This window comes from Priestia koreensis (assembly GCF_022646885.1).
GTDB lineage: Bacteria > Bacillota > Bacilli > Bacillales > Bacillaceae_H > Bacillus_AG > Bacillus_AG koreensis_A.
In genome coordinates this window covers 3,413,103-3,438,164 of the sequence record NZ_CP061868.1, presented here as the reverse complement: position 1 = coordinate 3,438,164, position 25,062 = coordinate 3,413,103, and the positions used below count along the sequence as shown (strand labels likewise).

Annotated in this window: 28 protein-coding genes; 26 read left to right on the top strand and 2 right to left on the bottom strand. The window is 40.1% G+C overall.

Annotation, left to right across the window (positions count from 1 at the left end):
* Window positions 1-109 precede the first annotated feature (109 nt).
* From IE339_RS18065 to IE339_RS18055, 3 genes are all read left to right on the top strand, one after another.
* Window positions 110-703 (top strand): genetic competence negative regulator, encoded by a 594-nt coding sequence (locus IE339_RS18065; RefSeq protein ID WP_242169784.1) that lies wholly within the window; start codon window positions 110-112, stop codon window positions 701-703.
* 294 nt (window positions 704-997) lie between these two features.
* Window positions 998-2,278, top strand: coding sequence for a Glu/Leu/Phe/Val family dehydrogenase (locus IE339_RS18060; RefSeq protein ID WP_242169783.1), 1,281 nt, complete (start codon window positions 998-1,000; stop codon window positions 2,276-2,278).
* Window positions 2,279-2,436: 158 nt separating this feature from the next.
* The gene (locus tag IE339_RS18055; protein ID WP_242169780.1) at window positions 2,437-3,408 is read left to right on the top strand and encodes a YpdA family putative bacillithiol disulfide reductase; all 972 of its coding nucleotides are present in this window, start codon (window positions 2,437-2,439) and stop codon (window positions 3,406-3,408) included.
* A 31-nt stretch (window positions 3,409-3,439) separates the two neighbouring features.
* On the opposite strand, the gene IE339_RS18050 is transcribed toward IE339_RS18055, so the two are convergent.
* Entirely contained in the window at window positions 3,440-4,411 is a 972-nt protein-coding gene (locus IE339_RS18050) for an asparaginase (protein WP_242169778.1), read from the bottom strand.
* A gap of 104 nt (window positions 4,412-4,515) precedes the next feature.
* On the opposite strand from IE339_RS18050, the gene prsW reads away from it, so the two are divergent.
* The 9 genes from prsW (at window position 4,516) to fni (ending at window position 12,396) form a co-directional block, all read left to right on the top strand.
* Window positions 4,516-5,187 (top strand): glutamic-type intramembrane protease PrsW, encoded by a 672-nt coding sequence (gene prsW / locus IE339_RS18045; RefSeq protein WP_053402285.1) that lies wholly within the window; start codon window positions 4,516-4,518, stop codon window positions 5,185-5,187.
* Window positions 5,188-5,344: 157 nt separating this feature from the next.
* Entirely contained in the window at window positions 5,345-6,229 is an 885-nt protein-coding gene (gene sleB / locus IE339_RS18040; protein WP_397428580.1) for a spore cortex-lytic enzyme, read from the top strand.
* 14 nt (window positions 6,230-6,243) lie between these two features.
* Entirely contained in the window at window positions 6,244-7,590 is a 1,347-nt protein-coding gene (gene ypeB / locus IE339_RS18035; protein WP_242169776.1) for a germination protein YpeB, read from the top strand.
* A gap of 131 nt (window positions 7,591-7,721) precedes the next feature.
* Window positions 7,722-8,375 carry a flagellar brake protein gene (locus IE339_RS18030; RefSeq protein WP_242169774.1) on the top strand — a complete coding sequence of 218 codons (654 nt, stop codon included), beginning with the start codon at window positions 7,722-7,724 and terminating at the stop codon, window positions 8,373-8,375.
* Between the two features lie 84 nt (window positions 8,376-8,459).
* A complete protein-coding gene (locus IE339_RS18025) occupies window positions 8,460-8,636 on the top strand; it encodes a YpfB family protein (RefSeq protein ID WP_169775972.1) in 177 nt (58 codons plus the stop codon).
* 121 nt (window positions 8,637-8,757) lie between these two features.
* The gene (gene cmk, locus IE339_RS18020; RefSeq protein ID WP_242169772.1) at window positions 8,758-9,429 is read left to right on the top strand and encodes a (d)CMP kinase; all 672 of its coding nucleotides are present in this window, start codon (window positions 8,758-8,760) and stop codon (window positions 9,427-9,429) included.
* A 5-nt stretch (window positions 9,430-9,434) separates the two neighbouring features.
* Complete coding sequence (locus tag IE339_RS18015) at window positions 9,435-10,016, top strand: lysophospholipid acyltransferase family protein (protein ID WP_242169770.1); 582 nt, start codon at window positions 9,435-9,437, stop codon at window positions 10,014-10,016.
* A gap of 175 nt (window positions 10,017-10,191) precedes the next feature.
* Complete coding sequence (gene rpsA, locus IE339_RS18010; RefSeq protein WP_242169768.1) at window positions 10,192-11,331, top strand: 30S ribosomal protein S1; 1,140 nt, start codon at window positions 10,192-10,194, stop codon at window positions 11,329-11,331.
* A 12-nt stretch (window positions 11,332-11,343) separates the two neighbouring features.
* Window positions 11,344-12,396: a type 2 isopentenyl-diphosphate Delta-isomerase gene (fni, locus tag IE339_RS18005; protein ID WP_242169766.1), complete on the top strand. Its 1,053-nt coding sequence runs from the start codon at window positions 11,344-11,346 to the stop codon at window positions 12,394-12,396.
* 28 nt (window positions 12,397-12,424) lie between these two features.
* Here the strand turns inward: fni and IE339_RS18000 are convergent, their stop codons facing one another.
* Window positions 12,425-12,556, bottom strand: coding sequence for a YpzI family protein (locus IE339_RS18000; RefSeq protein ID WP_242176231.1), 132 nt, complete (start codon window positions 12,554-12,556; stop codon window positions 12,425-12,427).
* Window positions 12,557-12,685: 129 nt separating this feature from the next.
* On the opposite strand from IE339_RS18000, the gene IE339_RS17995 reads away from it, so the two are divergent.
* From IE339_RS17995 to IE339_RS17930, 14 genes are all read left to right on the top strand, one after another.
* Complete coding sequence (locus IE339_RS17995) at window positions 12,686-13,288, top strand: YphA family membrane protein (protein ID WP_242169764.1); 603 nt, start codon at window positions 12,686-12,688, stop codon at window positions 13,286-13,288.
* Between the two features lie 342 nt (window positions 13,289-13,630).
* A complete protein-coding gene (der, locus tag IE339_RS17990) occupies window positions 13,631-14,941 on the top strand; it encodes a ribosome biogenesis GTPase Der (RefSeq protein ID WP_242169761.1) in 1,311 nt (436 codons plus the stop codon).
* Window positions 14,942-14,960: 19 nt separating this feature from the next.
* A complete protein-coding gene (locus IE339_RS17985; RefSeq protein WP_242169759.1) occupies window positions 14,961-15,995 on the top strand; it encodes an NAD(P)H-dependent glycerol-3-phosphate dehydrogenase in 1,035 nt (344 codons plus the stop codon).
* 95 nt (window positions 15,996-16,090) lie between these two features.
* Window positions 16,091-16,294 (top strand): DUF2768 domain-containing protein, encoded by a 204-nt coding sequence (locus tag IE339_RS17980; protein WP_242169757.1) that lies wholly within the window; start codon window positions 16,091-16,093, stop codon window positions 16,292-16,294.
* A 26-nt stretch (window positions 16,295-16,320) separates the two neighbouring features.
* The gene (locus IE339_RS17975) at window positions 16,321-17,046 is read left to right on the top strand and encodes a hypothetical protein (RefSeq protein ID WP_242169755.1); all 726 of its coding nucleotides are present in this window, start codon (window positions 16,321-16,323) and stop codon (window positions 17,044-17,046) included.
* 287 nt (window positions 17,047-17,333) lie between these two features.
* Window positions 17,334-18,812: a stage IV sporulation protein A gene (gene spoIVA / locus IE339_RS17970; RefSeq protein WP_053402297.1), complete on the top strand. Its 1,479-nt coding sequence runs from the start codon at window positions 17,334-17,336 to the stop codon at window positions 18,810-18,812.
* Window positions 18,813-19,373: 561 nt separating this feature from the next.
* Complete coding sequence (locus IE339_RS17965) at window positions 19,374-19,646, top strand: HU family DNA-binding protein (protein WP_053402298.1); 273 nt, start codon at window positions 19,374-19,376, stop codon at window positions 19,644-19,646.
* A 154-nt stretch (window positions 19,647-19,800) separates the two neighbouring features.
* Window positions 19,801-20,367, top strand: a complete 567-nt coding sequence (folE, locus tag IE339_RS17960) for a GTP cyclohydrolase I FolE (protein ID WP_053402299.1) — start codon at window positions 19,801-19,803, stop codon at window positions 20,365-20,367.
* Window positions 20,368-20,405: 38 nt separating this feature from the next.
* On the top strand, window positions 20,406-20,636 hold the full coding sequence (gene mtrB / locus IE339_RS17955) for a trp RNA-binding attenuation protein MtrB (RefSeq protein WP_053402300.1): 231 nt from the start codon (window positions 20,406-20,408) through the stop codon (window positions 20,634-20,636).
* Window positions 20,637-20,894: 258 nt separating this feature from the next.
* Complete coding sequence (locus IE339_RS17950) at window positions 20,895-21,659, top strand: heptaprenyl diphosphate synthase component 1 (RefSeq protein WP_242169753.1); 765 nt, start codon at window positions 20,895-20,897, stop codon at window positions 21,657-21,659.
* A gap of 13 nt (window positions 21,660-21,672) precedes the next feature.
* Window positions 21,673-22,380 carry a demethylmenaquinone methyltransferase gene (locus IE339_RS17945; protein WP_242169751.1) on the top strand — a complete coding sequence of 236 codons (708 nt, stop codon included), beginning with the start codon at window positions 21,673-21,675 and terminating at the stop codon, window positions 22,378-22,380.
* 125 nt (window positions 22,381-22,505) lie between these two features.
* Entirely contained in the window at window positions 22,506-23,471 is a 966-nt protein-coding gene (hepT, locus tag IE339_RS17940) for a heptaprenyl diphosphate synthase component II (protein ID WP_242169750.1), read from the top strand.
* Between the two features lie 100 nt (window positions 23,472-23,571).
* Entirely contained in the window at window positions 23,572-24,018 is a 447-nt protein-coding gene (gene ndk / locus IE339_RS17935) for a nucleoside-diphosphate kinase (RefSeq protein ID WP_242169748.1), read from the top strand.
* 204 nt (window positions 24,019-24,222) lie between these two features.
* Window positions 24,223-24,996 carry a CheR family methyltransferase gene (locus tag IE339_RS17930; protein ID WP_242169746.1) on the top strand — a complete coding sequence of 258 codons (774 nt, stop codon included), beginning with the start codon at window positions 24,223-24,225 and terminating at the stop codon, window positions 24,994-24,996.
* The last annotated feature ends 66 nt before the right edge of the window (window positions 24,997-25,062 follow it).

Below are 25,062 nucleotides of genomic sequence, written 5' to 3'. Positions count from 1 at the left end.
AGTGAAAGGGGTAAACTCTTAGTAATATACAAAGCACCATCTTCCAGAAATTTCATATGATGAAGTAATAGAAGTAGATGGGTATGACTGTGAGCGGGGAGGGGCATATATGCGATTAGAACGTCTAAATTATGATAAGATCAAAATTTTTCTTACATTAGACGATTTATTAGACAGAGGTCTTACGAAAGAAGATCTATGGCGAAATTCGCTTAAGGTTCAACAGCTTTTTCGCGACATGATTGAACAAGCGAGCGAAGAATTGGATTTCAAACCCACGCAGTTTCTTTCCGTCGAGGTATTTTCCTTGCAAGCACAGGGGATGGTTGTGATCGTCACTACTCGAGACGAAGTTTATGAGGATGACCTGGAGGATGATTACGCAAACGATTATATTGAGATGCAAGTGACGCTCGATGAAAGTCACGACATGTTTTTTGAGTTTCAAACATTTGAAGATGTGATTCAATTAGCAAAAACACTGTCTTCTTCTCTAGTCGTTGAAAGCACCTTGTATTCTTTTGAGAACCGCTTTTATATACTTGTGGATCATGCTTCTCAGGAAGAGATTGATTTAAATGATCTCATCGCCATTTTTGCGGAATTTGGTAGTCCTTCTACAACAACAAAGTATCGCGTGCACGAGTATGGAAAGCTTCTGATGGAACATAATGCGCTATCAAATATTCGCGCCATTTTTTAATAAACTAATAGTACGAGAAAACATGTAGAAGACCTTGCGTAAGAGGTCTTTTTTGTGTTTGCTTTTTTCTATAGCGTCTTCTTTTTTAATGTAAAAACAGCAGCAAAACGTATCATACGCAGACTGCAAATAATTATTTTAACACTCTCCTAAATGTTTCGAAAGCGTTTTCTGATAGTTGATGAAAAAATGTGAAAAGTATCTATTTTTTCTTTGCATAAGTTTGGGAAAAGTGTATACTATGTCATGAAAGAAGCCGTTGGGCTAATTGATTGATTTTAGGAGGTTCGGTCGATGGTAGCCGACAAAACACAAGATCAAAAACACGACCAAGAAGACAAGCATGATGTTTTAAAAGCAACGCAAATTGTAATACATAAAGCTTTAGACAAACTAGGCTATCCTGAAGAAGTTTATGAATTGTTAAAAGAGCCGCTTCGTATGATGACGGTGAAAATACCTGTTCGCATGGATGATGGCTCGGTTAAGATTTTTACTGGCTATCGTGCTCAGCACAACGATGCGGTAGGTCCAACAAAGGGAGGAATTCGATTTCATCCCCTAGTAAGTGAAAAAGAAGTGAAAGCGCTTTCTATTTGGATGAGCCTTAAATGCGGCATTGTTGATTTGCCGTATGGTGGTGGTAAAGGTGGAATCGTATGTGACCCAAGAAACATGTCATTCGGTGAGCTTGAGCGACTTAGCCGTGGTTATGTAAGGGCGATCAGCCAAATAGTAGGTCCTACAAAAGATATTCCAGCTCCAGACGTATTTACGAACTCGCAAATTATGGCATGGATGATGGATGAATATAGTCGTATTGATGAATTTAATTCACCTGGTTTCATTACTGGGAAGCCCCTTGTTTTAGGAGGCTCCCATGGACGCGAAACGGCAACAGCAAAAGGCGTAACGCTTTGTATACGTGAAGCTGCAAAACGTAAAGGAATTAACCTTGAAGGGGCTCGCGTAGTGGTACAAGGGTTTGGAAATGCAGGAAGCTTCTTAGCAAAGTTCATGCATGATGCAGGAGCAAAGGTTATTGCGATTTCGGATGCTTATGGTGCCCTTCATGACCCAGAAGGTCTAGATATTGATTACTTATTAGACCGACGTGACAGTTTTGGAACGGTTACAAAGCTCTTCAACAATACGATTACGAATAAAGAACTGCTTGAATTAGAATGTGATATTTTAGTTCCTGCAGCAATTGAGAATCAAATTACGGAAGAAAATGCGCATGACATCCGTGCAAAAATCGTCGTAGAGGCGGCCAACGGTCCAACGACGTTAGAAGCAACGCAAATTCTCACAGAGCGCGGCATTTTACTTGTCCCAGACGTTCTTGCCAGTGCAGGCGGCGTTACAGTATCCTATTTTGAATGGGTTCAAAATAATCAAGGCTACTATTGGACAGAAGAAGAAGTAGAAGAAAAGCTTGAAAAAGTAATGGTGAAATCATTCAATAGTATTTATGAAACGGCTCAAACGCGTAAAGTTGATATGCGTCTTGCAGCGTATATGGTTGGGGTTCGAAAGATGGCGGAAGCATCTCGTTTCCGCGGGTGGATCTAAACCTTAATTAGTTGCCAGATATGAAAAAATCTCCTATCATTTATATGGTAGGAGATTTTTTGTGCGGAAAAACTTCTCAACTGAACTTTGAACAGTAGTTGAGCATATTACGTAATAGATCAAACAGCAAGCTGATATCAATAGAGGAGTGTAGCAAGATGCAGAAAGAAGAAGTAATTATTATTGGGGGAGGTCCTTGTGGATTAGCAGCGGCGATTGCTTTTCAAAATGAAGGGATCGATGCCCTAGTGATTGAAAAGGGGAACATTGTGAATGCGATTTATCACTATCCGACTCATCAAACGTTTTTTAGCTCAAGTGAAAAGTTAGAAATTGGTGATGTTGCATTTATTATTGAACAGCGGAAGCCAAAGCGTAATCAAGCGCTCGCTTATTATCGCCAGGTAGCAAAACGCAAAGATTTACGTATCCATCCTTTTGAAAAGGTAGAAGATGTGACGAAGCAGGATGACGGAGCATTTCGCTTGCGTACGACAAAGCAAACGTATGAAGCGAAGCACGTTGTCATCGCAACAGGTTACTACGATCATCCTAATTACATGAACGTGCCAGGAGAAGAACTCTCAAAAGTGGCGCACTATTTCAAAGAGGGACATCCTTATTTTGATAAAGATGTGGTGGTAATAGGAGGAAAAAATTCGAGCGTGGACGCAGCGCTTGAACTTGTGAAATGTGGAGCAAGAGTGACAGTTCTCTACCGTGGCAGCGAATATTCTTCGAGTATTAAACCATGGATTTTACCAGAATTTGAAGCCCTTGTTCGCAATGGTGAAGTGCGTATGGAATTCAATGCGGCTGTGAAAGAAATAACGGAAGACACCGTAGTTTATGAGCAAAATGGCAACGAATGTCGTCTGAAAAACGATTTCGTTTTTGCGATGACAGGCTACCATCCTGACCACAGCTTTATTCAAAAAATGGGTGTGGAGATCGACGCAGAAACGGGTAGACCTGTTCATAATGTCGATACGATGGAAACAAATGTAGAAGGTATTTTTATTGCAGGTGTCATTGCAGCAGGTAACAACGTGAATGAAATCTTCATTGAAAACGGTCGTTTTCACGGTGGACAAATCGCATCCTACGTTACACAAAAAAGAGGCGTATAAAAAAACGGCACCCTTAACAGGTGCCGTTTTTTTACTGATTAAAGAGGTATTGCAGCTTGTCATGATCATGTGTTGTTTCTAAAGCCACAAGCAGCTTTAGACGGGCCTTTTGACCGTTCAATCCATTGGAGAAAATAACGCCGAGATCCTTTAACTGTTTGCCGCCTCCTTCGTATCCATACACATCTTGAGCGATTCCGTTAAAGCAGCGGGAAACAAGAACAATAGGGATGCCTTTTTGGATAAGATGCGTAATGGCTGGTACGGTTGTTGGAGGGAGGTTTCCCTGTCCAAGTGCTTCAATGACAAGACCATCAATCGGAATCGTTTGAATGGCATTGAAAATCTGCTCGTCCATCCCTGCATAGGCTTTTAATAAAAGTACATTTTTGGAAACGTCTGAAATAGAATAAACATCTAGATGATTTGGCGTATGGTGAAACGTAACATCGGTTTTTGTGACCATTCCGATGGGGCCGTATTGTGGGCTTTGGAACGTTGCCACATTGCTTGTATGAGTTTTTGTTACGTTTTTGGCCGTATGAATTTCATCGTTCATGACAACAAGAACGCCTTTTTGACGTGCCTTTTCACTTGTAGCAACTCGGATGGCGCTAATTAAATTATAGAGACCATCTGATCCGATTTCATTGCTTGAACGCATTGCACCCGTTAGTACGACAGGAACATCGATATCTAGCGTTAAATCTAAAAAGTAGGCCGTTTCTTCTAACGTATCCGTACCGTGTGTAATGACTACCCCATCAATGGAGTTGTCTTCATCTATTTTTTCTTTAATTCGATTTGAAATAATCAGCATATCTTTTGGTGTCATATGTGGAGAGGGAAGGTAAAAAATTTCCTCTGAAATAATCGTTGCTAAATTTTTCAAAGAAGGCGCTGTGTCGGCAAGAGGATTACGTCCATCTGGCTTCACGGCACCAGTTGTATCTTCTTTCATTGAAATGGTTCCACCAGTATGTAAGATTAAAACAGTTTTCATATGTAGCTCCTTTTAAGAAAAATTTGGATAATCAATGTCATTTCATTTTCTTTCTTACCATAACATGATACGATTAAAAAAAATAGAGGAAATGAGGCTCTTTTATGCTAACAATCATTTCGGCAGGAATCGCCCCAGGGTTAGCGCTTTTAAGTTATTTTTACTTGAAAGATGAGCTGGAAACCGAACCGATTACGATGGTGTTACGCACCTTCATATCTGGCGCTATTCTAGTATTGCCGATTATGTTTATTCAATATGTAGTGAAAGAGGAACACATTTTTCATTCAGCGCTTTTGCAAGCATTTGTATCCTCTAGTCTCTTAGAAGAGTTTTTTAAATGGTTTATTTTATTTTTCACGATTTACCAGCACGTCGAATTTGATGAACATTATGATGGTATCGTGTATGGAGCAGCCGTTTCTCTTGGGTTTGCGACCGTAGAAAATATTTTATACTTGTTTGCCAATGGCCTACATGATGCATTTGGACGAGCTATGCTTCCGGTATCAAGTCACGCGCTTTTTGGCGTGATTATGGGCTATTATCTTGGGCGAGGGAAATTTGAGACGAAGGCTCAAAAGAGGCAAAAATGGATTGTGCTTTCACTCACGATTCCGATTTTTTTACACGGAGCATACGACTACATTCTCATCGCATTTACAAACTGGGTGTTAGTCATTATTCCATTCATGTGTTATCTATGGTGGTTAGGCTTGCGTAAGGCGAAGCAAGCAAAGCAACTCACTTTTAACAAAGCAAGTAAAGCACTATAAAAACATGAACGATCGTTGGATTCATAAAAAAGCGCAGGGATGCTCCTCATCCCTGCGCTTTTTTATCTGGAGAAATTTATTAAGTTACTGTATAAAATGTCACCCTTTACAGAAAATACTCCTATCGTGAGATTGGCATCATGTAGGAGGTTATAATATGCGATCGTTTCAACGAGTACGCAAATGGATGTTAGTTAGTGGCTTAATGGTGATGACAGCACTATTTTCTATTTTACCCACTGGAAACGAAGCTCGTGCTTTTTCAAATCAGGTAATTCAGCACGGCGCCGTTGGGGATGATGTAATTGAATTGCAGTCTCGTCTTCAGTATGTCGGTTTTTACAATGGAAAGATTGACGGAGTGTTTGGTTGGAGTACGTACTGGGCTCTTCGTAACTTTCAATATGAATTTGGTATGAAAGTAGACGGACTAGGTGGACTAAAAACGCGACAAAAGCTCGTAAGCGTCACGCAATATCAAGAACAATATGTAAAAAAGGAAATGCACAAAGGGAAAAAATTTAAGTATTACGGGCAATCCGGAAAAGGCGGTCAAAGTGCGCCGTCCAAAGGAAATAGCTCAGGTAATAACAACAGCGGCAAACAACAGGCGAATAACAATCAAAGCGGAGGCAAGAAAGAAGCCCCTAAGCAAAAGCAAAGCGCTGTTAACGTTCCTAGTGGATTTACACAAAATGATATTAAGTTAATCTCAAATGCCGTGTACGGAGAGTCACGCGGTGAGCCATATGTAGGTCAAGTAGCAGTGGCAGCCGTTATTTTAAACCGAATGGACAGTGCAAACTTCCCTGATACCGTAGCAGGGGTTATTTTTGAGCCTGGTGCATTTACGGCTGTAGCGGATGGTCAGATTTGGCTTGAGCCAAACCAGCAGGCCGAAAAAGCCGTTATTGATGCGATTAACGGCTGGGATCCAACGGGTGATGCACTGTACTATTTCAACCCAAACACGGCGACTAGCGCATGGATTTGGTCTCGACCACAAATTAAACAAATCGGGAAACATATTTTCTGTAAATAAAGGGGTGAATGAATTTGATACGTAATATTCTAATTGTTATTCTAGCCGTTGGCGTCATTGGAGTTGGATACTGGGGATATACAGAGCATCAGCAAAAAACCGCTGTATTAATGCAGGCAGAAAATAATTATCAGCGTGCTTTTCATGATTTAACGTACGAAATGGATCTGTTAAACAACAAAATTGGGAATACGCTCGCAATGAGTTCAAGAGAAAGTTTGTCTCCTGCTTTAGCTGAGGTATGGCGTTTGACATCTGAAGCGCAGGAAAACGTCGGTCAGCTTCCTCTTGCGCTGTTACCATTTAATAAAACAGAAGATTTTCTCGCAAACGTCGGAAACTTTAGCTACCGAGCTGCGGTTCGTGATTTAAGTAAAGAGCCGCTATCAAGCGATGAATATAAAACATTAAAATCATTATATAAAACGTCTACAGATATCCAAAATGAATTACGTCATGTTCAACAAATGGTCCTTAGCGAAAATTTACGCTGGATGGACGTAGAGCTTGCCCTTGCTACGAACGAAAAGTCGGAAGATAACACCATTGTGGATGGATTAAAAACGGTTGAAAAAAGCATGGAAGGCTACGATGAATCAGACTTTGGTCCAAGCTTTGTAACCGTCTCACAGCAAAATCAAGACTTTTCTCAGCTAAAAGGCAAGAAAATTAGCGAGGAACAAGCGAAACAGGTTGCCCGTTCATTTTTAACTCTAAAAGGAAATGAAAAAATTACGGTCACTGAAAGTGGAAAAGAATCAAAATATGATGCTTATAGTTTAACCATCAAAGATCCTGATACGAAAAATGAAATCTATATGGATGTTACAAAAAAAGGTGGCTATCCAATTTGGATTCTTTCAACAGAGGATAGCAAAAAAACGAATATCAGCTTGAATCAGGCTATGGAGAAATCAAACAAATTTTTAAAGAAACAGCGATTTGTTAGTCTCGTAATGGCCGAAAGCACCCAGTATGATAATACAGGCGTGTTCACCTATGTAGAAGAGCAAGACGGTGTTTGGATTTATCCGGATGCTGTGAAAATGAAAGTGTCGCTGCAAAATGGAAATATCGTTGGTTTCTCTGCGAAAGACTTTTTACTTACGCACCGCCTTCGTAAAATACCAAAGCCAGAATTGACGAAGCAAGAGGCTATGAAGAAGATAAATGAGAATGTGAAAATAATGGAAGATCGTCTAGCGATCATAAACAACGACCTTAATGAGGAAGTACTTTGTTATGAATTTTTAGGAACGATTAATGATGACACGTACCGAATTTTCGTAAATGCAAAAACGGGTCGTGAAGAAAAAGTAGACAAATTAAAGAATGCTGAAGCGCTGTACGATCAATCATAACAAGAGATAAGACCTACTGGAACAGATGTAGGTCTTATTTTTTAGTTATAAATACCTATTTATGTAGCAAAAAAAAGAAAAAATAGTGTAAAATGGGTATATATAGGCGATCATCACGAGGAGTTGGAGAAATGATTCAAGTTGGAATGACGCTTACTTTAGAGGATACGGCTTCAATTGATCGAGCTGTGTACAAATGTAAGGTAGCAGATTTAGAAAATGGATATGTCTACATTAGCTATCCTATTAACGAAGCAACGGACAAAACCGTCTTTTTAGTTAATCAAACAAACCTTCGTATTACCTTCTTAGGAAGAGATAACAACGTTTATGCTTTTAATAGTTCGGTCATTGGGCGCGCAGTTCGAAATATTCCTGTTATTAAGCTGTTGCTCCCAGAGTCACTTAAACGGGTGCAACGACGTCAATTTGTACGTGTTCCGGCATCTCTTTCTGTTCAATTTTTTTCGACGAAAAACGAATTTTTACCGTTTCAAACAAAAATGTTAGATATCAGCGCAGGGGGATTTGCGGCTCTTTTAAAGGATCAAGCGAATCTTCAAAGGCATCATCAAATCGTCGTGTCTTTTGATATACCTGGTGGAGATGGGAAGGTTCTCACGCTGACACTTCCAGCGACAATCATTCGAATTAGTGCAAAGACAGACCGAGAGCCTGCCCGCGTATCACTGCTGTTTACGAATATTTCCACAGAAGATCGTGGGAATATTATCCGCTATGTTTTTAAAAGGCAGCTAGAGTTGAAGAACAAAGGGGTTATCTAGAGGTATAAGAAACAGCATTCTAGTTCATTCTGATAAGTAAAGTCGTCTTTGCTTTAATACTTTCTATGAGGGAGAACTAGTGTGATGAAAAGAGTCGAACAGATTTTGCTGAAGCTTGTTATAATTCAGTTCCTTTTTTTACTTGTGGCCCAGTCAATCCTTCTTTTTAGCGATTACAGCAGCTATTTTTCAAAGGTTATCCAATATGAGGGCGTAACGAAGAATAATTTCACTAAAATTGTGGAAACATTCGACCAGTAAATAAACTTATGCTAAAATAAAACACAATAAAAGCGAGGAAAGTGCAGGGAAATGGACCTGCTCTTTTTTGCGTCATCCTTTATTTCAACAGCGATGAGATGAGGATAGAAGGAGGACTCTTATGAAGAAAACAATTTCGATTGCTATTGACGGGCCCGCAGCAGCAGGGAAAAGTACAGTAGCGAAAATTATTGCGGAAAAAATGTCATATATTTATGTCGATACAGGTGCAATGTACCGAGCGTTAACATATAAAGCCCAAATAAATGGCGTACATTTAGAAGATGAAACAGCGTTGCTTGAAGTGTTAAAACAAACAACCATTCAATTAGAGCAAACAGAAGCTGGACAAGCGGTTCTATTAGATGGTAAAGATGTAACAAGAGAAATTCGTTCTTCTGAAGTGACGAATTCTGTTTCAATTACTGCTAGGCACCGAACAGTGCGTGAAGAAATGGTGGCTAGACAGCAGCAAATGGGCAACCAAGGTGGCGTTGTCATGGATGGTCGCGACATTGGTACACACGTTTTACCAAATGCAGAAGTGAAAATCTTTTTGCTTGCTTCAGTAGAGGAACGTGCAAAAAGACGATACGAAGAAAATCTTTCAAAAGGATTTCCGGCAGATTTAGAGAAGTTAAAAGAGGAGATCGCTCAAAGAGACAAGCTGGATTCTGAACGTGAAGTATCACCGTTGAAAAAAGCTGATGACGCAGTAGAGATTGATACCACGTCTTTGGATATTTTAGGGGTAGTAGATAAAATTATGACAGTTATTAATGAAAGGGCTTGAAAGAAATGAGCTTTTATACGTTTGCACGTTCAGCAGTAAAAGGGATTTTGTCCCCCGTCTACCGATTTGAAGTGGTCGGAGCAGAGAACGTTCCATCAGAAGGTGGAGTAATCGTCTGCAGTAACCATATAGATAACCTTGACCCGCCGGCTGTGGGAATTACGTGCCCCCGTCCGGTTTCGTTCATGGCAAAAGAAGAACTGTTTAAATTACCTTTATTAAAAAGCATCCTTCCTAAACTAGAAGCCTTTCCGGTTCGAAGAGGGATGAGTGATCGGGAAGCACTTCGAAAAGGTCTTGGAATTTTAAAAGAAGGTAAAGTGTTAGGACTTTTTCCAGAGGGTACGAGAAGTAAAGACGGAAAATTAGGAAAAGGTTTAGCCGGCGTAGGTTTTTTTGCCCTTCGTTCGGAAGCGGCAGTTGTTCCATGTGCCGTAATCGGTCCTTATCGGAAGTTTAAGAAGGTAAAAGTCGTGTACGGTGAACCTATCGATTTAACGACTTATAAGCAGGAGCGTGCTTCAGCTGAAGTAGTAACAGATGTGATCATGAGTAAAATTGCCGAATTATTAGACAAACACCAGTAAAGAGATGCTTATTTCTTGACAAAAAGGGTACTTTTATTAGAAGTTAGTTACAAAGAAGATTTTTACATTGAACTCCGATGCTACACAACTAAGGCATGTTCTCAATATTAAGCATACATGTTTTATATTCAGAAAATACATATTTACTAGGTGGGTAATAAAGGAGGAAATAAAAATGACGGAAGATATGAATAACGTAGAGGTAAACAACTTACAGATCGGTGACGTTGTCAAAGCAACGGTCACAAAAATTGAAGAAAAACAAGTACTAGTGGAGGTAGAAAACAGTAAGCTAGACGGAATCGTACCGATTAGTGAGCTTTCAAGCCTGCACGTTGAAAAAGCAGGTGACGCGATTAAAGAAGGCGCTAGTTTTCAAGCAAAAGTAACAAAAGTTGAAGACGAGCTGTTAGTTTTATCGAAGCGCGCAGTCGATGCAGAACTTGCTTGGGAAGATCTTGAAGCGAAGCTTGACTCAGGAGAAGTATTTGAAGCAGAAGTGAAGGAAGTTGTTAAAGGCGGACTAGTTGTTGATATTGGAGTAAGAGGCTTTATTCCTGCGTCATTAGTAGAAACATACTTTGTAGACGACTTTGAAGAGTACAAGGGTCAGACACTTTCAGTAAAAGTAGTTGAACTGGATCGAGAAAAAAATCGCGTGATCCTTTCTCATCGTGCGGTTGTAGAAGCAGAGCAGCTGAATAAAAAAGAAGCTCGTTTAACGTCCTTACAGCAAGGAGAAGTTGTTGAAGGAACGGTGCAGCGCCTAACAAGCTTCGGTGCTTTTGTTGATATTGGTGGTCTTGACGGACTTGTCCATATTTCACAGCTTTCTCATCAACACGTAGACAATCCGTCTGAAGTAGTTGAAGAAGGTCAAAAAGTGAAGGTGAAGATTTTATCTGTTGATAAGGACAATGGCCGCGTGTCTCTATCAATCAAGGATACGCTTGAAGGTCCATGGGATCATATCGGCGAGAAAGTTCAGGCCGGTGATGTAATTGAAGGAACAGTGCAACGACTTGTTTCATTTGGTGCGTTCGTTGAAATCGCGCCTGGTGTGGAAGGACTTGTGCATATCTCTCACATTTCAAATAAGCATATCGGTACTCCGCATGAAGTGTTATCAGAAGGAGATACTGTTAAAGTGAAAGTTCTCGAAGTGAATGTAGCAGATAAACGCCTATCGCTCAGCATTCGTGAATTAGAAGAAGCGCAAGAACGTCAAGACTACAAAGAGTATGAGCCTACGGAAGAGACAAGAGGTTTCCAGTTAGGAGATATGATTGGCGATCAGTTAAAAAAATTAAAGTAATGGTGATGCCTGGTGAATAGAGAAAAACGTAAAATTGATCACATCCATCACGCCATCCATACGGGTCAGCATCGTCTGCATGGGTTTGAAGATGTGCGGTTTGTGCACAATAGCCTGCCCGATACAAATGTCGACGGAACTCAAATAGAAACAAAAATCGGCGAACTTACGTTAAGTTCGCCGATTTTTATCAATGCGATGACAGGTGGCGGAGGTAAAGAAACAGAACATATTAATCATGCGCTTGCGGAAATAGCAAATGAATGCGGGTTGGCTCTAGCGGTAGGCTCACAAATGTCTGCCATTAAAAACACAGAAGAAGAGTCTACGTATCGAATTGTAAGAAAGAGGCATCCGAAGGGGAAGATCTTTGCAAATTTAGGCAGCGAAGCGACGGTCGATCAGGCAAAAAAAGCGGTGGATATGCTTGAAGCTGATGCGATGCAAGTACATTTGAATATTATTCAAGAGCTTGTCATGCCTGAAGGAGATCGTCATTTTTCAGGAGCTCTTCGCCGCATTGAAGCACTTGTAAAGGAACTAGAGGTTCCGGTGATCGTCAAAGAAGTAGGTTACGGAATGACGAAGGAAACGGTGAAGAAGTTAGAAGAAATTGGCGTTCCGATTGTCGATGTAGGCGGCTACGGTGGGACAAATTTCTCACGAATTGAAAACAAGCGAAGAAGTCGAGAGCTTGCATTTTTTGATGAATGGGGAATTACGACAGTCACGTCTCTTGCGGAAGTGGCTTCCTCTGTGCCGAGCCTTTCAATCATTGGGTCAGGGGGAATTCAAACTTCGCTTGATGTTGGGAAGTCAATAGCCTTAGGCGCTTCTGCTACTGGAATGGCCGGATACTTTTTAAAGGTGCTAGTAGATGAAGGGCAAGAAGCAGTCATTGAAGAGGTTCATCACCTTCATAAAGAATTGAAGATGATTATGACAGCAGTTGGGGCAACGTCTATTGAGGAGTTAAAGCAGGCTCCCGTCGTTCTTTCAGGTGACTCGTATCATTGGTTAAATCAAAGAGGAATTGATACGACGGCTTTTGCGCGTCGTTCATAATGAAACGCCCCCTTACAGGGGCGTTTTTTTAACGATTTGTTTTTTTCGCTTCTTCAGGAGTATCTAGGCTTGTTGCGCCTGGATAGTGAAGTCCTTGGTCACGGTCAGATTCTACACGTTTGGATTGTTTTAGCTTCTTTTCTTGGCGGTCTTTTCCCATCATTCTACCTCCTCAATAATCCTTTAAGTGAACGTTTCTATTTTTTACATTCCTTGCTCTTTTATGTGTGAAATCGATTAAGTTCCCAAAAAATGATACATAATGAGAGGATAAGGAAGGAAGTGTAAAATGGAAGGGATTTTTTTTTATTGGTTTTCGTGGATTGGGTGGACGATTCTGACCTTTTTTAAAGAAGAGGGAAGAGAGCGACTCATTTATGTATATATTCTCTTACTTAGCATTATCGCCTCTACAATCAAAGTAGAAGTAGGGCCTTTTTTAGTCAGTGGAACGCTTGTCGTTCTACTCATCAGTTGCTACAGCCGCCTTACCTACTATGACCGTGCTCTTAAGGTGCGAATGGGTATTATAACCGTCATTCTTTCATTAGCCTATGCAAGCTATTTGTTATTTGAAATGTATGATCCTGTCTGGTTTTTTCTCGATCGTCGCTTTGCGCTTGCTTTGCTGCTTGCATATGTGACCTGTATACTTCTAAAAGAATTTGAACATCGTTTAATCGGACTTGTGGTTGGGGCAGGACAAGGAGACTTTTTGTACAGCTATATTCTATCACCTTATACCGATTACCAAGTAGGAGCGCTGTCCTTTTTAGACATTGCAGCAAACGCAGTGATGATGGTCCTTGTTTGGCAAGGCATTGCTTATGGAGTCGAGTACGTTAACCGCTATACGCGGAGTCAGGCTCGTCAAAGTGTTTCGAATAAATAAGATCAATGTCAAAGATCATATTGTTGAATAGGTTATTTTTTGATAGAATGTTTAAGTTAGGCTGGGGGGCGACTCAAAAAGGGAGATAACCCATTTTGAAGTCGCCTCTATCGTTTTTTTAGGTCACATACTAGTTGAAAAGAAGCCGATGTGGTTGTCTCTTATGGAATGAGACAAGCTTCATGAGTAAATGAGGATTTAGGTGCAAAAAAGAACGAATATATGATGGAATTAATGTAAATAATGAACGAGTTTTGTTCGTTAACGATGATAAATTGTAGAAAAACGCTTCTGTCTATGTGATCTGCACATAACAAGAAGTAGAAGAGAGGAAGATGTGTCATGCCAAAACCGATCGTAGCGATTGTTGGTCGTCCTAACGTAGGGAAATCGACAATTTTTAATCGTATTGTAGGAGAGCGTGTCTCAATTGTTGAAGATATTCCAGGAGTAACAAGAGACCGTATTTATAGTTCAGCAGAATGGTTGAATTATGATTTTAACATTATCGATACAGGTGGTATTGATATTGGAGACGAGCCATTTTTAGCGCAAATTAAAAGTCAGGCTGAAATTGCTATTGATGAGGCAGACGTTATTATTTTTATGACAAACGGTCGAGACGGTGTTACACCGGCTGATGAAGAGGTTGCAAAGATTTTATATCGTTCAAAGAAGTCTGTTGTGTTAGCGGTAAACAAAATTGATAATCCTGAAATGCGCGAGCAGATTTATGACTTTTACGCATTAGGATTTGGAGAGCCATTCCCGATTTCAGGTACTCACGGTATCGGATTAGGAGATCTTCTAGATGCAGCAGCAGAACACTTCCCGAAAGAAGGGGAAGAGGAGTATGGTGACGAGGTTATCAAGTTTAGCTTAATCGGTCGTCCAAACGTTGGAAAATCATCGCTTGTAAACGCTATGCTAGGAGAAGATCGTGTCATCGTTAGTGATGTGGCAGGAACAACGCGCGATGCCATTGATACAAAGCTTGTACGTGATGGTCAAGAATATGTGATTATTGATACAGCAGGTATGCGTAAAAAAGGAAAAGTATATGAGAGTACCGAAAAGTATAGTGTACTACGTGCGTTAAAGGCGATTGAGCGTTCTGACGTAGTTTTAGTCGTTTTAAACGCAGAAGAAGGAATTATTGAGCAAGATAAACGAATTGCTGGTTATGCGCATGAAGCAGGAAAAGCCGTTGTAATCGTTGTAAACAAGTGGGATACAGTTGAAAAAGATGAAAAAACAATGCGTGACTTTGAAGAGAAAATTCGCGAGCACTTTTTATTCTTAAGCTATGCACCTATTGTGTTCTTATCAGCGAAAACGAAAAAACGTACGCACAAGCTGTTACCTGTTGTTGATATGGTAAGTGAAAGTCATTCACAGCGTGTACCGACAACTGTTATCAATGATGTAATTATGGACGCAGTGGCAATGAATCCTACGCCAACTCATAATGGTAATCGTCTGAAGATTTTCTACGCGACTCAAGTGGCGATTCAACCACCAACATTCGTGGTATTTGTTAATGATCCAGAGCTTATGCATTTCTCATATGAGCGCTTCTTAGAAAACAAACTACGTGAAGCCTTTGGTTTTGAAGGAACGCCAATCAAAATTTTCGCACGACCTCGTAAATAAAGACAGGGATGTGATTGAGATGAAACGTATCGGCGTATTAGGTGCAGGGAGCTGGGGAACGGCTTTGGCCTTTGTATTAGCAGATAATGGTCATGAAGTAAAGCTGTGGGCTCATCGCTCCGAAACGATTGAGGAGATTAATGAAACACATCGAAACGAACGCTTCTTACCTGGGATCGAGTTGCCAACTTCAATTGTTGGATATAGCTCCTTGCAGGAAGCTGTAGAGGATGTTTCCACAATTATTCTTGCAGTACCGACAAAAGCCATTCGAGAAGTATTGAGAAAGCTTATTGAGATTGAGCATTCTCCATATACAATTGTTCATGTCAGCAAAGGGATTGAGCCTGATTCACTTCTTCGTATTTCAGAAATTGTTGAAGAAGAAATGCCGCCTCGTCTATTAAAAGACGTTGTCGTCCTATCAGGGCCTAGTCATGCAGAAGAAGTAAGTAAAAGACAGCCAACGACTGTTACCGTTTCATCAAAAAATATGCAGGCTGCAGAAGAGGTACAAGAGCTCTTTAACAACCAGCATTATTTTAGGGTGTATACAAACCCGGATGTAATTGGGGTGGAAATTGGCGGAGCGCTCAAAAATATTATTGCACTTGCCGCTGGGATTACAGATGGCCTGGAGTATGGTGATAATGCAAAAGCAGCGCTTATTACGCGAGGACTAGCTGAAATTGCGCGCCTTGGTGCCGCAATGGGTGCTAATCCGCTTACTTTTTCTGGTCTAACCGGAATTGGAGATTTAATTGTGACGTGCACAAGCGTTCATTCGCGAAATTGGCGTGCTGGTAATCTCCTCGGTAAAGGACACAACCTTGACGAGGTACTGGCAAACATGGGCATGGTTGTAGAAGGTGTTCGTACAACGAAGGCTGCTTATCAGCTGGCTGAAAAATACGACGTGCAAATGCCTTTAACAAAAGCTTTATACAACGTTTTGTTCAATAATGTTCATCCAAAACAGGCGGTAGATGCTTTAATGGCACGTACGAAAACACATGAAATGGAAGACTTAGCGAATATTTTAGGCCGAAGTTAAAAAGAAGGTCATGCAGATGCATGGCCTTCTTTTTTTCCATTTTTATTCATTCTTTCTATGCTATAATATGAGGACAAGGGAGGGAGGTTAGGGTCATGTCACCAGCTTTAATGAAAATGTGGATAGCGCTTTCATCGATGGGGTTTATGTTTATTGCAATTTTAGCTATTTATATTAGCCGTTACAAAGTCAAAAAAGGAATTATAAAAGGGATAACAGCCCTCGTGGCATACAGTTTTATGATTGTAGCTGGAATTATGATTGTGTTCGTTGTGTTTAGTGGACCCGTCGATCAATAATGATACATATGGCCGGGAAACGAAATATGAAACGATGGAGCTTATGTGTCCTATCCGTATGGCTTGTGCTTCTTTTAGGAGGATGCTTGTACCCTGATGATCAGCTGAAGCAAAATCAAGTGCCGTATAAGGATCAAATAGCAGCTGTACAAACAGCTGTCAACCAATTTCAAACAGATAGTGGAGGTTTGTTGCCCATCAAAACGAGAGACATGAGCACACCACTCTATCAGAAATATCCCATTGATTTTAACAAACTCATGCCCTCATACATGCAGGAACCACCGGGCACAGCCTTTGAAAGCGGAGGTGTCTATTCATACGTGCTTGTAAACGTTGAAAAAGCTCCAACGGTCAAAGTGATTGACGTTCGAATGGCAGATAAAATTCGTGACCTCACGCTACGCTTGGATATGTACCGCGAAAGTAACAGCGGTTACGTACCATTTGGAAAGGTTCTCGGCAAGGGAGTCTTTGCACTGAATTATAAAAAATTAGGTCTTGATCAAGAGCCTTACGTTGAAAGTCCTTTTACAGGTCATAATCTGCCTCTTATCGTAAATCAAGACGGTAAATTGTTTGTAGACTATTCCTCTGATCTGTATGCAGAAATGAAGGAGACGAAAGAGAAATTACAGGTAGGGACAGACATTCGTTCAATATTGATGGAACATTCTGATTTTGTCCCTGCGTATTCATTGCCGTATACGATTGATTCAAAAAAAGATGAACCTGTCTTTTTAGAAAAATAAGTCATGAACCCTTTCTCACTGAATAAAATCAAAGAGAAAGGGTTTTTCATATTGAAGAATGACTTTTCAGTTTATCTATGACACATCCAGCTGGGCACATAAATAAGGTTTTTTCGATGATCCTGATGCTAGTCTCGCGTAATGAAGCGAAGAAAAAACCAAAATGAAAGAAAAGTTTTTTTGAAAGTCATATTTTAATAGGACAACGTCATAACTATATAATGTCCTATTCTATTCTTGCAATGAATACCATAACCCATGAACTAATAGATCGGAGGGGGATCTTTTTGGAAAAGTTCGATATTTTCAAAGACATCGCTGAACGTACAGGTGGAGATATATATTTAGGAGTAGTTGGTGCAGTAAGAACAGGGAAATCTACTTTCATTAAAAAGTTTATGGAATTAGTAGTGTTACCAAACATCTCAAGTGAAGCAGAGCGTGCAAGAGCACAAGATGAGTTACCCCAAAGTGCAGCTGGTAAAACTATTATGACGACAGAGCCTAAATTTGTACCGAATCAGGCGGTCAATATTGAGGTGAATGACGGCTTAGAAGTTAATATTCGATTAGTAGATTGTGTAGGGTACACGGTTCCTGGAGCGAAGGGATATGAAGATGAAAATGGACCTCGCATGATTACAACACCGTGGTATGAAGAACCAATTCCGTTCCATGAAGCGGCTGAGATTGGAACGAGAAAGGTCATTCAAGAGCATTCGACGATTGGAGTAGTTGTGACAACGGATGGTTCAATTGGTGAAATTCCTCGTGAGGACTACATTGAGGCTGAGGAAAGAGTCATTGAAGAACTAAAAGAAGTCGGTAAGCCATTTATTATGATTGTCAATTCAGCTCAGCCACATCATCCAAACACAGAGAAGCTTCGAGCAAATTTAAGTGAGAAGTACGATATTCCTGTACTAGCGATGAGTGTTGAAACGATGAGAGAAAACGACGTACTGAACGTGCTTCGCGAAGCGCTGTTTGAGTTCCCAGTGCTTGAAGTGAACGTAAATCTACCAAGCTGGGTCATGGTCTTAAAGGATCAGCACTGGCTTCGTGAAAGCTACCAAGGGGCTGTTCAAGACACGGTCAAAGACATTAAACGACTTCGTGACGTGGACCGAGTGGTTGAACACTTTAGCGGCTATGATTTTATCGAGCAGGCTCGCCTAGCGGGAATTGAGATGGGGCAAGGGATTGCAGAGATCGACCTATATGCACCAGACGATCTTTATGATCAAATTTTAAAAGAGGTTGTCGGTGTGGAAATTAGAGGACGTGATCACCTTCTTCAGCTTATGCAGGAATTTGCTCATGCCAAGGCGGAATATGATCAGGTGTCAGATGCCTTGAAAATGGTCAAACAGACCGGATATGGCATTGCCGCTCCGTCCCTTGCTGATATGAGCTTAGATGAGCCAGAGATTATTCGTCAAGGAGCCCGTTTCGGCGTCCGCTTGAAGGCAGTCGCTCCGTCTATTCATATGATTAAGGTGGATGTTGAATCAGAGTTCGCACCAATTATCGGAACTGAAAAACAAAGCGAAGAATTAGTGCGATACCTCATGCAGGATTTTGAAGACGATCCGCTATCCATCTGGAATTCCGATATTTTTGGCCGCTCTTTAAGCTCTATTGTTCGCGAAGGAATTCAGGCGAAACTGTCCTTAATGCCAGAGAATGCACGCTATAAGCTTAAAGAAACGCTCGAACGTATTATTAATGAGGGATCAGGCGGATTAATTGCCATCATCCTTTAGGCCAAAAAGCTCCTTTCACAAGGGGCTTTTTTTGATGGAAAGTTACTTTTGTTTTTGTGTGAAAGTAGAAAATGAGACGGTTGTTATGGTAGGAAAATATAAATGAAGAGGATTAAGGATTAAAACGGAAGGGAATGGGTAAAGAAGTAACAAAGAAATATTCTTGTTAAGAGGCTATGAGCGCCCGTCAGCGCTTAAAAAGAGAAATATGTTACTAAATCTGAAAGCGATTTCCAGAAAAAGCTTATTTTTTATGTAATATTAGTAATATATAGCGAAATTACATAGTTTTAGCTTGATTCATGGTTGTTTCATATGTTAATCTTTTATCAGCCAAGTATCATTAACGTTGATTTCATACGCTTTCTACGCTTTTTTAAAGGAAAAAAGATTGAATTATAGTAATAAATCGTTTATGATAGGCGTGTCAAAGCAATTACATGTATAGAATTCACGAAAAGTGTGAACAAATGAAAATAAGTAATTACTAGAATCACTTGACATACAAGGGTTTCTAGCTATTATATTAGGATTAAGAACTTTTGGGAGGAGGTGAATGGCATGAACAAAACAGATTTAATCAACGCTGTTTCAGAAGCGAGTGAACTTTCTAAAAAAGACGCTACAAAAGCAGTTGACGCTGTTTTTGAATCTATCTTAGATGCATTAAAAGATGGGGACAAAGTACAATTAATCGGTTTTGGTAACTTCGAAGTTCGTGAACGTGCTGCTCGTAAAGGTCGCAACCCACAAACTGGTGAAGAAATCGAAATTCCAGCAAGCAAAGTTCCTGCATTCAAACCAGGTAAAGCTCTTAAAGATGCTGTAAAATAATACATTTACATAAAGAACAATCAGCAACATGATTCGTTCCGTCAAAGAGCTGGGAAAGGTCGCACATTGAGCGACCTTTCTTTTTTGCCTTTAACTTATACGTATGCTAGAATCTTCTTAAACTTATTCTATGTATGGTCTTGGAGGAACAATAATGTCACAAGTAAATAAAGAACAAATTGAACACGCAATCCGATTACTTTTAGAAGCAGTAGGGGAAGACCCAAATCGTGAAGGATTACTTGATACACCGAAACGTGTAGCAAAAATGTACGAAGAAGTTTTCTCAGGATTAAATGAAGATCCAAAAGAACATTTTAAAACAGTATTTGGTGAAGATCACGAAGAATTAGTACTTGTAAAGGATATTCCTTTCTACTCTATGTGTGAACATCATCTTGTACCGTTTTATGGAAAAGCACATATCGCCTACATTCCAAAGGGTGGAAAAGTAACAGGTCTTAGTAAATTAGCGCGCGCGGTTGAAGCCGTTGCAAAACGACCACAGCTTCAAGAACGAATTACGTCTACAGTGGCAGACTCTATCGTTGAATCTCTTGAGCCACATGGTGTAATGGTAGTGGTAGAAGCAGAGCACATGTGTATGACAATGCGCGGCGTGAAAAAACCTGGTGCATCGACGGTTACATCTGCAGTTAGAGGTGTATTAGCAACAGATGCAGCTGCACGATCAGAAGTGCTTTCATTAATTAAATCTTAAGGCTAAACGGCCTCAATAAGACTTTAGGAGTAGGTAAAATGAAAAGTAATGGAGCAAACGAATATATTGTCATTAAAGCGTTAGAAGACGGAGTCAACGTCATCGGCTTAACGAGAGGTGCAGATACTCGCTTTCATCATTCCGAAAAGCTTGATAAAGGTGAAGTGTTAATCGCTCAGTTTACAGAGCATACTTCTGCAATTAAGATCAGAGGAAAAGCATCACTTCAAACAAGTCATGGTGAAGTAGAATCTGATTCCAAGCGATAAGTATTTCATTTCCCTATTCACGTAGTCGCCCTGGGTTTTTCTAAAGTGAACGGTTTGTCCTCACTTAGAAGGCCAAGGGCGATGTCTTTATGAGAATAGATACAGGCATTTTCATTTTAGGGAGGTATATCTTTCCTAGAAGGTAGTAAGAATAAAGAAAATAGAGGTTTTTTTCATATATAGTTATGATATAATTGACAGGGTCTAATGAAGAACAACCGTATAAAATGTGTAAGAGGGAGACAGAGGGTGATGATCATGCAAAATAGTACAAACACAGTTGCCGATATGAAAGAGCACATTGAAAAAGAACTTGCTCATTCATATATGAAAAAATTTATTCGTCATCCACAAATTGATGAAGACAAATTATTTTATATCTGCTCCTTTTTAAAAACCCTACCTATTTCTGATGAAGAATTTAAAACATATGTAACTTCCATTATGCTTGTGCAAACGGCACTTGATGCCCATGATTTAGTAACGATTCAAGCACTCCAAGAAAATGATCTGCTGAAGCAAAGGCAGCTTACTGTATTATCAGGTGATTATTACAGTGGTTTGTACTATTCTTATCTTTCACAACAAGGCAGTATCTCCTTAATTCGTGAAACATCTGCAGGAATTAAAGATATTAACGTCGCAAAGATGAAATTATATTATACAGATCACCTTTCCACTGAGGAAGCGTTAGAACATCTATATACGATTGAAACGTCCCTGATTCAGTCATTATGTCGTTATTTTGGAAAGCCTGAATGGCAAGCTTTACTTGGACATGCTATGTATATGAAATTGCTGTTTAGACTATTGGATGGTCAAAAGCCGCGTACATCTTTTTTGACCGATCGAATCAAAGGTGAACAAGAGGTCAGTCTAGAGACGATTCTTTATCCATCTCTTGTACGCTCACAGGCCTTTATTCAAGAGAGTGCAAGCAAGATGTCTGGTTTAGATGAGGAACTACAAAATGATCTAAATGAGCTCTTCCAACGTTTTAAACAGTCCCAATCAAGGTTGTAGGAGAAGGATAATAATGCAACAATCAAAAGAGCAACGCGTCCATAATGTGTTTGAAAAAATTTATAAAAACTATGACCAAATGAACTCTGTAATCAGCTTTCAGCGCCATAAAGCATGGCGTCAAGATACGATGAAGCGAATGGATGTTCAAAAAGGGTCAAAGGCGTTAGATGTATGCTGTGGAACAGCTGACTGGACACTAGCGTTAGCGGAAGCTGTCGGTGAAAAAGGTGAGGTTGTCGGACTTGATTTTAGCCAAAATATGTTAAAAATAGGCGAAGAAAAAGTAGCCGGTTCGTCTCATAAAAACATCGAGCTTATACACGGTAACGCGATGGAACTACCATTTCCAGACAACACGTTTGATTACGTGACGATTGGATTCGGCCTGCGAAACGTGCCGGATTACATGACGGTGCTAAAAGAAATGCACCGCGTGGTAAAACCAGGTGGTAAGGTAGTGTGTTTAGAAACATCTCAGCCGACAACCCCTGGCTATCGTCAGCTGTATTTCCTATACTTTAAGCATATTATGCCGATGTTAGGAAAGCTCGTGGCGAAAAGCTACGAAGAATATTCATGGTTACAAGAATCAACGGTGAACTTCCCTGGGAAAAAAGAATTGGCGAAAATGTTTGATGAAGCAGGATTTGCAAAGGTTGAAGTCAAATCTTATACGGGTGGAGTAGCGGCCATGCATATGGGGTATAAAGACAAATAACTGTATTTTAGAGAGGTCCTTACGCTAATGAAGTATTCATAAAGCTATGTAAAACGTTACATGCAAGTGTAGGGCCTTTCTTCTTTTTATACATTGGATTGAAATTTAGATATAAGGTGAATTCCATGAAGTTAAAAATGATGTATCCTTACCTCAACGCTGATATTGCGTTGATTGAAAAGGAATTAGCACGAACGGTTCAAGCAGAAGATTCAGTCATTGAAGAAGCCTCCTTGCACTTACTTAAAGCAGGTGGGAAAAGAATTCGACCTGTCTTTGTGCTTCTCGCAGGGAAATTTGGGGATTATCAGATCGATACAGTGAAGTATGTAGCGATCGCTTTAGAGCTCATCCATATGGCCTCTTTAGTGCATGATGATGTCATTGATGATGCGGATAAACGAAGAGGTCAAGATACCATTAAATCAAGATGGGATAATCGAATTGCGATGTATACGGGTGATTATATTTTCGCTCGGGCGCTGGAGATGATTACGAAAATTGAAGATGCAGAAGCGCATCAGATTTTATCTCATACAATCGTTGAAGTCGGACTAGGTGAAATTGAGCAAATCCGTGATAAATACGATCTAGATCAAAATTTACGTACATACCTTCGTCGTATTAAACGAAAAACGGCCCTGCTTATTGCTTCAAGCTGTCAGCTCGGCGCGATTGCAACTGGGGCACCAAGCTCAGTTCATAAGCGCTTATTCTGGTTTGGCTATTATGTAGGCATGTCTTTTCAAATTACGGACGATATTTTAGATTTCACAGCAACAGCAGAGCAGCTTGGAAAGCCAGCGGGAAGCGACCTGCTACAAGGCAATATTACGTTGCCTGTGCTGTACGCAATTCGTGATCAAGCGTTTCGTGAGAAAGTAGAAAATCTCTTTGTGAGCACGAATCCGGAAAAAGATATTACATCAATCATTGATGAAATTAAAGGTTCAGATGCGATTGAGCGTTCCGTTGATTTAAGCAACCGTTACTTGAAAAAGGCGTTCCATGTCTTAGAGGAGTTACCACCGAACAAGGCAAAAACAGCGCTCCATAAAATTGCGAAATTTATCGGGAAGAGAAAATTTTAACAGTATTTCCATGAGAAAGTTGTAAAATACTGAAAATAGTGTTACTATTCTTCTGAGAGTGTTTGCGCTTTCATTTTACATAATTCGGGGTGGGATTCTCATGGAAAAAACATTTATTATGGTAAAACCTGATGGGGTACAAAGAAGTTTAATCGGCGAAATCGTAACTAGATTTGAAAAAAAGGGGTTTCAACTAGTTGGCGCAAAATTAATGCAGATTTCGACAGAATTAGCGGGCGATCACTATGCAGAGCATAAAGATAAGCCGTTCTTTGGGGAATTGGTAGACTTCATTACGTCTGGTCCAGTATTTGCGATGGTTTGGCAAGGGGAAAACGCAGTAGAGGTAGCTAGACAAATGCTTGGAAAAACAAATCCAAAAGATGCATTACCAGGAACAATCCGCGGTGACTTTGGTCTTGTTGTTGAGAAAAACGTTATTCACGGATCTGATGCGGTTGAAAGTGCAAAGCGTGAAATCGCATTGTTCTTCGGCGAAGAAGAACTTGTTCACTACGGTAAGCTGATTGAAGATTGGGTTTATTAAAAGAAGCCTTCCTGCAGTGGCAGAAAGGGACAAAAAAGCGTGGTGATTTCACCACGCTTTTTTTATTTGCCGTTAATGAGGAGGATCAGGATTTTTTATACATAAACAGCAGAACGTGTTGAATAGTTTGCAAGTATAGACGATATAAAGCGTATAAATGATCATCACCATGTTAATTATCTTTGGCGAAAATGAGGGAAGACAATGGATCAAGACTATACGGATTTTATGAGTCGTGTAAAGAAAAGAACGGGTATTGATTTAGCTCTTTATAAAGAAGCGCAAATGAAACGTCGCATTATATCATTATATGAAAAGAAAGGGTTTCATACGTTTCAGGAATTTTATCAAGCGATGGACAAAGACATGGAGCTACTGGGAGAATTTTTGGATCGAATTACGATCAATGTTTCGGAATTTTATCGAAACGCCAAGCGTTGGGAAGTATTAGAGAAGAAAATTTTACCAGAGTTATTGAAAACACGTCGTACGCTTAAAGTGTGGAGCGCAGCATGCTCGTCTGGAGAAGAACCATATACACTAGCTATGATTTTGAGTACGTATTTACCGCTTTCGCAAATCAAAATTTTTGCGACGGATATTGACCAAAACATCATTACAAAAGCTAAAATTGGCTTGTACGCAGAACGTTCGCTACAAGAAGTTCCGCCGGCAATTAAAGCGCAATATTTTACGAAAGAAGGCTCCTTCTACAAAGTAAGCGATCAAATTAAACGCACCGTTACGTTTCGTCAGCAGAACTTGCTTGCGGATCCGTTTGTAGATAAATATGATTTAATTGTGTGTCGCAATGTCCTTATCTACTTTACGGAAGAAGCGAAGCAGCACGTGTATAAGAAATTTAGTGATGCGCTTACCCCAGGGGGAATTTTCTTTGTAGGCAGCACGGAACAAATTTTTAACCCGCAGTCGTATGGCTTTGAAACGGCAGATACGTTTTTTTATCGAAAGCGTTAAACATGTAGGAGTTGAGAATTCCTTTTAACTAGGCGTATAATAAAAAACAATTAATGTTCAGCGGGG